This window comes from Roseofilum sp. SBFL (assembly GCF_017746885.1).
GTDB lineage: Bacteria > Cyanobacteriota > Cyanobacteriia > Cyanobacteriales > Desertifilaceae > Roseofilum.
Window position 1 is genome coordinate 1 of sequence record NZ_JAGHZH010000150.1, and the last position, 7621, is coordinate 7621.

At 43.7% G+C, this 7621-nt stretch carries 9 protein-coding genes, 1 pseudogene and 1 riboswitch; of the genes and pseudogenes, 5 read left to right on the forward strand and 5 right to left on the reverse strand.

All coding sequences use genetic code 11. The features are described from left to right. The first annotated feature begins 15 nt into the window (after positions 1-15). The gene (locus J7545_RS15890; protein ID WP_413039292.1) at positions 16-354 is read left to right on the forward strand and encodes a hypothetical protein; all 339 of its coding nucleotides are present in this window, start codon (positions 16-18) and stop codon (positions 352-354) included. A 16-nt stretch (positions 355-370) separates the two neighbouring features. Here the strand turns inward: J7545_RS15890 and J7545_RS15895 are convergent, their stop codons facing one another. Then, positions 371-907 carry a hypothetical protein gene (locus tag J7545_RS15895; protein WP_318700066.1) on the reverse strand — a complete coding sequence of 179 codons (537 nt, stop codon included), beginning with the start codon at positions 905-907 and terminating at the stop codon, positions 371-373. A gap of 114 nt (positions 908-1021) precedes the next feature. Between J7545_RS15895 and ruvB the strand changes: the two genes are divergently transcribed. Beyond that, positions 1022-2131 carry a Holliday junction branch migration DNA helicase RuvB gene (ruvB, locus tag J7545_RS15900; protein ID WP_318700067.1) on the forward strand — a complete coding sequence of 370 codons (1110 nt, stop codon included), beginning with the start codon at positions 1022-1024 and terminating at the stop codon, positions 2129-2131. 292 nt (positions 2132-2423) lie between these two features. Here ruvB and J7545_RS15905 read toward each other — a convergent pair whose 3' ends face one another. Continuing rightward, positions 2424-3479, reverse strand: coding sequence for a putative bifunctional diguanylate cyclase/phosphodiesterase (locus tag J7545_RS15905; protein WP_318700068.1), 1056 nt, complete (start codon positions 3477-3479; stop codon positions 2424-2426). A 168-nt stretch (positions 3480-3647) separates the two neighbouring features. Further along, on the reverse strand, positions 3648-4010 hold the full coding sequence (locus J7545_RS15910) for a response regulator (protein ID WP_318719850.1): 363 nt from the start codon (positions 4008-4010) through the stop codon (positions 3648-3650). 210 nt (positions 4011-4220) lie between these two features. On the opposite strand from J7545_RS15910, the gene J7545_RS15915 reads away from it, so the two are divergent. Continuing rightward, the gene (locus J7545_RS15915; RefSeq protein ID WP_318700070.1) at positions 4221-5042 is read left to right on the forward strand and encodes a hypothetical protein; all 822 of its coding nucleotides are present in this window, start codon (positions 4221-4223) and stop codon (positions 5040-5042) included. Between the two features lie 38 nt (positions 5043-5080). Here the strand turns inward: J7545_RS15915 and cobW are convergent, their stop codons facing one another. Next, positions 5081-6121, reverse strand: a complete 1041-nt coding sequence (gene cobW, locus J7545_RS15920) for a cobalamin biosynthesis protein CobW (protein WP_318700071.1) — start codon at positions 6119-6121, stop codon at positions 5081-5083. A 24-nt stretch (positions 6122-6145) separates the two neighbouring features. Beyond that, a riboswitch (cobalamin riboswitch) is annotated at positions 6146-6301 on the reverse strand. Between the two features lie 86 nt (positions 6302-6387). Between cobW and J7545_RS15925 the strand changes: the two genes are divergently transcribed. Continuing rightward, positions 6388-6699, forward strand: a complete 312-nt coding sequence (locus J7545_RS15925; protein ID WP_283756145.1) for a nucleotidyltransferase family protein — start codon at positions 6388-6390, stop codon at positions 6697-6699. Continuing rightward, complete coding sequence (locus J7545_RS15930; RefSeq protein ID WP_318700072.1) at positions 6683-7036, forward strand: DUF86 domain-containing protein; 354 nt, start codon at positions 6683-6685, stop codon at positions 7034-7036. Before J7545_RS15925 ends, J7545_RS15930 begins: the two co-directional genes overlap by 17 nt. Before the next feature lie 291 nt (positions 7037-7327). Here J7545_RS15930 and J7545_RS15935 read toward each other — a convergent pair. Beyond that, positions 7328-7621, reverse strand: a pseudogene (locus J7545_RS15935) (transposase); the annotation flags it as partial.

Genomic DNA, 7621 nt, shown 5'->3' on the forward strand with positions numbered 1-7621 from the left:
AGCAATAGTCGTATGATGGAAGCTTTAACCCAGGTCTCAGGAGAAGCTAGGGAAGAGCGGCAACAGTTATTTGAAACAGTCCAGAGCCACGATCGCATTCTTGAAAGTAACGCGAGGGCCGCCGAGAGGCAAGAGCGCCTGATTGAAAGTAATGCTCGTGTGATTCAAGCTTTAGCCAATGCTGTAGCAGAAGCAGGAGAGGAGCGGCGACAGTTATTTCAGAGAATGGATCAACGACAAGAAGAGATTCGGAGACTTCAAGAAGAGACTCGCGGACTGCAAACGGAGAATCGCCGTATCCTGGACATCTTGCTCAATCAACAGGAGCGGGAAGATGATGCTACAGATGACTGAAAATCGCACCTACTGATTACAAACTCAAGTCACCTAGAGCATCTTGAATTGCTTGTTTTTGCTCCGCATCGTATCCCCAGCGCTCCAGAAAACTTTGATACTCTCCTGTTCCAGTTTGGGCACTTTCACAGAGCTGTTTGGCTCTGGTTTTAACTTCGGGAAGTTGGAGTTGAGCGATCAGATGGGTAGTACGTTCTTTGACTTGTTGGGAATTGCCTGCCATCTCCAGGTTTTGATTGCGTGTATGGGTAATCGCCATGGCAGTAGACATCGCTACATTTTTGACCAGCAATTCACTGACAATTTCTGGAGAGGTCTGTAATCCTTCAATTACGCCAGAAGTGGGGCGATCGCTCACCGATCGTTTGTCGGTTAGATAGGTGACAAAAAATCCCCTGGCTCCGTTTTCCGTCTTCACTAACTCATTGACGGTGGTTTGAATGACCTCTTCGCTTAATTCTTCCTTTTCCAGGAGGTCAAGAAACGTTTGAGTGAGGGCGATCGCCTGTTCAAAGCTGACATTTTCTGGCACAGTTAAGGAGGGATAAGACATAATCTCAAGTTTAATCGCGATCGTTGACCTTTCGGTATCGGAAATTCTAAATATTGTTATTTTACTCTGCCGTTTGTCACTTGCCTGTTGTCTTTTCGCATTTACTCCCCAATTATGGCCATTGAGTCTTCCTACCCATCCTCTCCCGATCCCAAAAAACGGCGAATGCGTGCAGGTCGCAAAAACTACCAAGCCCAACGCCAAGAACCGGAGATTGATGAATCCCTATTACAAGCTGAAGCAAACGTGGAGGAAACGGACAAACAGGAAGAAAAGTTACGTCCCCACCGATTAGCTGATTATGTGGGACAAAAAGATCTTAAAAGTGTATTGGAAATTGCGATTCAAGCGGCGAAAGCGAGAAAGGAACCGCTAGATCATTTATTACTCTATGGTCCGCCGGGATTGGGCAAAACTACGATGTCCTTAATTTTAGCAGCCGAGATGGGCGTAACCTGCAAAATTAGTGCCGCCCCAGCTTTAGAGCGTCCCCGCGATATTGTCGGCTTATTGGTGAGTTTGCAAGCCGGAGATATCCTATTTTTGGATGAAATCCATCGTCTTTCTAGGGTAGCGGAAGAATTACTATATCCAGCGATGGAGGATTTCCGCTTAGATGTTACCGTCGGTAAAGGGAAAACGGCGAAAACGCGCAGCATTCCCCTGAAACCGTTTACTCTGGTGGGGGCAACCACGCGAGTGGGGGCGTTAACTTCCCCCTTGCGCGATCGCTTCGGATTACTGCAAAGATTGCGCTTTTATGAATTAGACGAATTAAGTTTAATTGTAGAACGGGCGGCTAAAGTTTTAAGCACAGAAATCACGGCCGAAGGAGCGACGGAAATCGCCCGGCGATCGCGCGGCACTCCCCGCATTGCCAACCGGCTTTTACGCCGAGTCCGGGACTATGCCCAAGTCAAACAACTGGGTACAATTTCTGAAGAAATAGCGGCTGAAGCCATGGAACTCTATGATGTCGATCCTTGCGGTTTAGATTGGACAGATCGACTGATTTTAAGTGCCATGATTGAGAATTTTAGCGGGGGTCCCGTAGGTTTGGAAACCCTAGCGGCTGCTACAGGAGAAGATGCCCAAACCATTGAAGAAGTGTATGAACCTTATCTACTGCAAATTGGTTTTTTACAGCGCACTTCTCGCGGTAGAATTGCCTTACCTGCGGCTTGGAAGCACTTGGGATATGCTCATCCTGATGAACCGTATTAAGTCATTTTGCTCTGGGAGTGGCAGCCGGGAATCGGAAATCAGTTGTATGGTAAGGTTAGTTTTGGTTAAGCGATCGTCGACAAGAGGTACTCTAAGTTGAGGAAAGGCTTTTTGAGTTGCTCTATGATCGTCTCAATGATACTTCAGTCATCGACATGACAAAAAAGTTCTTCTAGACTCAGCATGGGGCAATGGAGGGGTTTCTGGTTAGCATTGTTAGCCTACTCCCTTTGTTCCTCCCGAGCGATCGCTGACGATCTCCACCTAGGGAATAGCCAGTGAGTCGTGGGTGCTAGTCCATGGAACAAGAGAGTTGATTTTCCATCCAGGCGATCGCTAAGTTTTCATCAACCGGTTTAGAAAAGAAATAGCCTTGAAAATACTGACAGCCTAATTCTTTAAGTTGTTCAAAATCTTCTGCTGTCTCCACTCCTTCAGCAATGACATCTAAGCCCACATCGGAGGCAATGAGTAAGATCGCTTTAATTAAATTCCACTGTTTCTCTTGAAGAAAAAATCGGTCTATTTTTAGACCATTTACTGCCAAATTTTTGAGGCGACTTAAAGAAGAATAACCGGTACCAAAATCATCAATATCAAACTCAAATCCAAAATCCCTCAATTCTTGAATAGTATTGGTCGCTACCTCCAGATTTTCCATTAACATGGTTTCTGTGATTTCTAAACGAATTTCATAGGGACTAATTTGTAACTCTTGAATTAAGGATTTTAACTGTTCCGAAAACTGGGGATGAAGCAACTGGAGGGGTGACAAATTCAAATTCATGAGTAATGAATAATCTGAGGGCAGTCTATTCTTCCATCTCTTAAGCTGACTGCAAGATTGACGAATCACCCACTGGCCGATTTCATGAATCAAACCCGTTTGTTCAGCCACTGGAATAAAAACACCTGGTGAAATTAATCCTTTTGCCCCATGATGCCAACGAATTAAGGCCTCAAAGGCCATTACTTTTCTAGGAAATAAAGAGACAATTGGCTGATAAACGAGGCTTAACTCTTGTTTATCAATCGCTTGCTTGAGATCGAGTTCTAATTGAATTTTTTCTAGATCTTCTTTCTTAAACAGGGTTAGTGGAAGGGTGGGTTGCTGTTCAATGGTTTGAGCCAAGCGCTCCAACCGACCAATATTTTTAATGGCCATGGCCAACATATACTTGCCTTCTGCTGATTCTGGGGTAACATGGCCACTTTGCATCAGCCGAACCACACCTCGAATGGAGGTTAGGGGAGTGCGAAGTTCGTGACTCAGGAGCATAATTGCTTCGTCCATCGAGAGTTCAGGGTGGAAATCCGGGGGAGTGGATTTAAGATGTTCTTTATCCATAATCGCGATCGCCCCAATGAGTTAGTCGTTTAGTCATGATCACCTTTACTTTAGAGAGGAAATATGAAATTCTTGTGAAAGGATCGGCAATCCCTCGAGCCTTGCAAAGCTGCAAATTGCAATCCATTTTACTTAAATCATACTCAGTGATTAACTCACTAATCTGAATCATTCCTCTGTTTTGAAATCTAGAGCCGCCTCAATTTGATTCGGTAATTCCAGTGGATCAAAAGGCTTGATCAATACTCCAACTCCTCCGGATGCAGCGGCTTCACGACGAGTCATTTGAACTTGAGCCGTCAACCAAATCACGGGAATATGCTTAGTTTTGGGATTCGCTTTTAAGAGCTTTAGAGTTTCTTTACCGTCAATCTCAGGCATCATCACATCCAAGAGAATCACATCGGGTTGGTGTTGTTGCGCCAACTCTACCCCTTCATATCCAGATGCTGTACCCGTTACCTGCCAACCTCTCAACTTTTCTAGACTAATCCGAGCAATTTCTCGAATGTCCATTTCATCATCGATCATTAATATATGTTTGCTTGCCATTTGAGGAAGGACGCTCCGATCGGAGTTAGGATATATAGATTTAATTAAATTTAATAACTAATTCTCACCCTACACTGTAAGTGATAAATAAGGCAATAGCTAACAACTCCCAGTTTCGTAGACCTTCAAAGTCGTTAGATCGTGGCCCTTGTAGTTGCCTTCACAAGGTACAATGGAGCAGGTTCACTTTTGGGGAAAATTATCCTCAGCTTTCCAGTGGGCCCTTCAATCGTCCCTCCCTATTGCCCTCCAGAATCTGGAGGGAGTCGTCCACCTTACTTCCTGAAAAGAACCTTGTCCAATAGTCAAGATAAGAGTAATATTAGTAACCTTATTTGTCCTCCAGAGTCGGATATCCAATATCGGAGTACCGGTTTAATTTGGGGACGATATATCCCTCAACCTGATGAGAATGGATTCCAGCTCAAAGGATTAATTGTTACTGAGGATAATCAGTTCTTCCCCGCTTCCATCCGTTGGGGCTATTTTTTTAAGTGGCTGGAAAAAGATGATAATTTGGAGCAGTTCCATTGGTTTCGCTGTTGGACTAAACCCGATCGCGAAGCGGGCTATCATTTTATTCTTCGCAATGCCCTGAATCCCATCCCAGAGAACCTCAGTGGTGATGTCTTTTCAGTACGGGGGCAGATTATTTTTAATTATGGGGGCAAGATTGCGGTTCGCATCAATCCCAATCGCAAAGATCCCAGCTCTAAGTTAGAAAAGCCATTTAAGATCACCTTTCAAGGTATCTTACCGAACGAACCGAAAAACACTTTAGGAGAGTTTTGGGATTTTATGTTGGGGCGTGAGGGTAAGACATTGGTTGTTCTCGAAGCCAGAAAGATCAAAGATCGATTAAAAGATCGAAAACCAAAAGGGAAGGGTAAACCCAGTGGGAAGCCTTATCCATCGAAACCGAAGCCAGATTCTAAAGAGTCTGATTCTGAGTCCGTTGCTTCCGAATCGTCTGCGTCTGAGTCGGCTACGGAACAATCCTCAGAATCATGACCGGGAATTTGCTCCCCTGGGAATACCAAGTATTGCGGTTAGTTGAGACTATCGAGTAGGCTGTCGATAGGCTGTCGCTCTAGATCTCGACCGATGAAGACGAGGCGGGTTTGCCGGGGTTCATCGGTATTCCAGGGGCGGTCGTAGAATGTATCAAAGCGGTTTCCAACGCCTTGGAGAACTAAGCGCATGGGTTTATTGGGCACTTGCACAAAGCCTTTAATGCGGTAAACTTCGTGGTTTTGGACAAACTGTTGTAGGGTTTGGGTGAGTTGTTTGGGGTCGAAGGCGCGATCGCACACAATCTCAACTGAATTAATATGATCGTCATGCTCATGCTCTTCTTCATGATCGTGGTGACTCGGACGAGAGTCTAGGTTATCTTCAACCGCAGCATTAAAGCCTAACAAAACTTCACTATCAATTTGCCCTTGATGACAAGCCACTTGTTTAACCGCAGGCGAAACCTCCTGTTTTAACCAGTTTTGCACCTGCTCTAAACTGGGTTCATCCACTAAATCCGTTTTCGTCAATAAAACCAAATCCGCACAAGCCAATTGATCTTCAAATAATTCCTCAATGGGCGTTTCATGATCCAGATTCGGATCGGCCTTTCTCTGTTCTTCCAGCGCGTCTAAATCCCCCACTAAAGTCCCCGTAGCTAAGGCATGACTATCCACCACCGTCACTACCCCATCTACGGTTGCTCCATTGCGAATTTCGGGCCAGCGAAAGGCTTGAATTAGAGGTTTCGGCAGTGCCAGCCCAGAAGTTTCAATCACAATTGAATCAAGATGATCTCGACGCTCTAATAGCTTTTGCATGGTAGGATAAAATTCTTCTTGCACCGTGCAACACAAACAGCCATTCGTGAGTTCCACAATATTATTATTGGGGTCTTCTTCTTCATCGCACACTTGACAGGAGCGCAACAAGTCCCCATCAATGCCAACTTCGCCAAATTCATTCACTAAAACAGCAATTTTGCGCCCTTCCTGATTTTGGAGTAAATTACGAATCAGGGTCGTTTTTCCTGCCCCCAGGAATCCAGTGATAATGGTTACGGGAATTTTATGCATGATTCTGTACCTCGCAGAATAGTGATTAAACCAACTCACTTTGGCGGGCATTCTGACTTAGAGATGATGTAGATGTCTTCCATCTCCTTACAGTTGCGGGACAGTGTTGGATTTACACCAAACTTTCCCCGTTACCTCTGATGGCTGCTCCCCACCAGAACCAAAGTATCGTTCATCATACCATAGTGTTGACTTTATGTATGATTATAACATAGTGTTAATTATGAGTATCAAGACTATGCTTATTAGTCAAGTTTAGTTATATCATGAAAGTCAAAAATATTGACGTTCCTATTGAAAAGATCGCTAACCTGTGCCAGAACTGGCATATTCATAAACTCTCCCTATTTGGATCATTCTTGCGGGATGACTTTACCCCAGAGAGCGATATTGATATCTTAGTGGAATTTGAACCGGGTTTTACTCCTGGATTTTTTAAACTCTACCAAATTGAAGAAGAACTTTCAAATTTATTCGATCATCGTCGAATTGATTTAGTGACTTCTAAGTTTCTGAACCATCGAATCCGCGATCGCATTCTAGCAGAAGCAGAGGTTTGTTATGTCGCAGAAGGATAACTGTGTTTATATTGGCCATATGATAGACACAGCAAATAAGGCTCTTGGTTTTGTCTCAGGTGTGAGTCGAGAAGAGTTTGATAATAATGAGCAGTTGCGTTTAGCTATAACTCATCTGCTACAAGTTATTGGGGAAGCAGCGAGACGAGTTTCCCTTGATTTTAGGGAAGCTTATCCTCAAATTCCTTGGAAAGCTATTGTAGGAATGCGAAGTAAAGTTGTTCACGACTATCTTAATGTGGATGAAGATGTTGTTTGGGATACAGTGATTAACGATCTTAGTCCCTTAGTAGCAAGCTTGGAAAACATTATTAGTGATATAGAAAAAAGCGGATAGAATAGAAACTTACAGTCAGATCATCTGTTCTATTCTCACGCCTTATGTTGATGAAACTGCGATCGCCGTAAACATGCTCGATGGCACAATTATGGAAGTAGTATACCTGCGATCGGCCGTTATATCCTTCAACCAGATTTGATATTACTCTGAAATTTCACTGTGGCTAGTTTCCCGTGCTTGATTCGACTCATTTTCATCTCCCACCATTTTTCAATCTGGGCATATTGAGTTAAGAGACTATCTGCTAATACTAATTTAATATTCAAGCCATAATCTCTCAATTCATCAGTATTGCCGGGCTACATAATCGGTTTTCTTTCCTTTTTTTCGATCTCCAGTTTCATCAATAATTACGATGATTTCTTCTCCCCTTAAGGCTTCTAGGGTTTTTCTTAATCTCCGGTTTCTTAATTCCTTGACAGACCCGGGGGAATTGGCTATAAAATGGTGTAAGGATTGAGGCGAGTTGATGCCAACTACTTTAGCTATTTCCGGAAAGGACTTTCTGGGGATAGGAGAAATAATTCCTAAATGTAAGTATTTAAAATATTCATAACTTCTCACCTCACCAAACATCTCTTG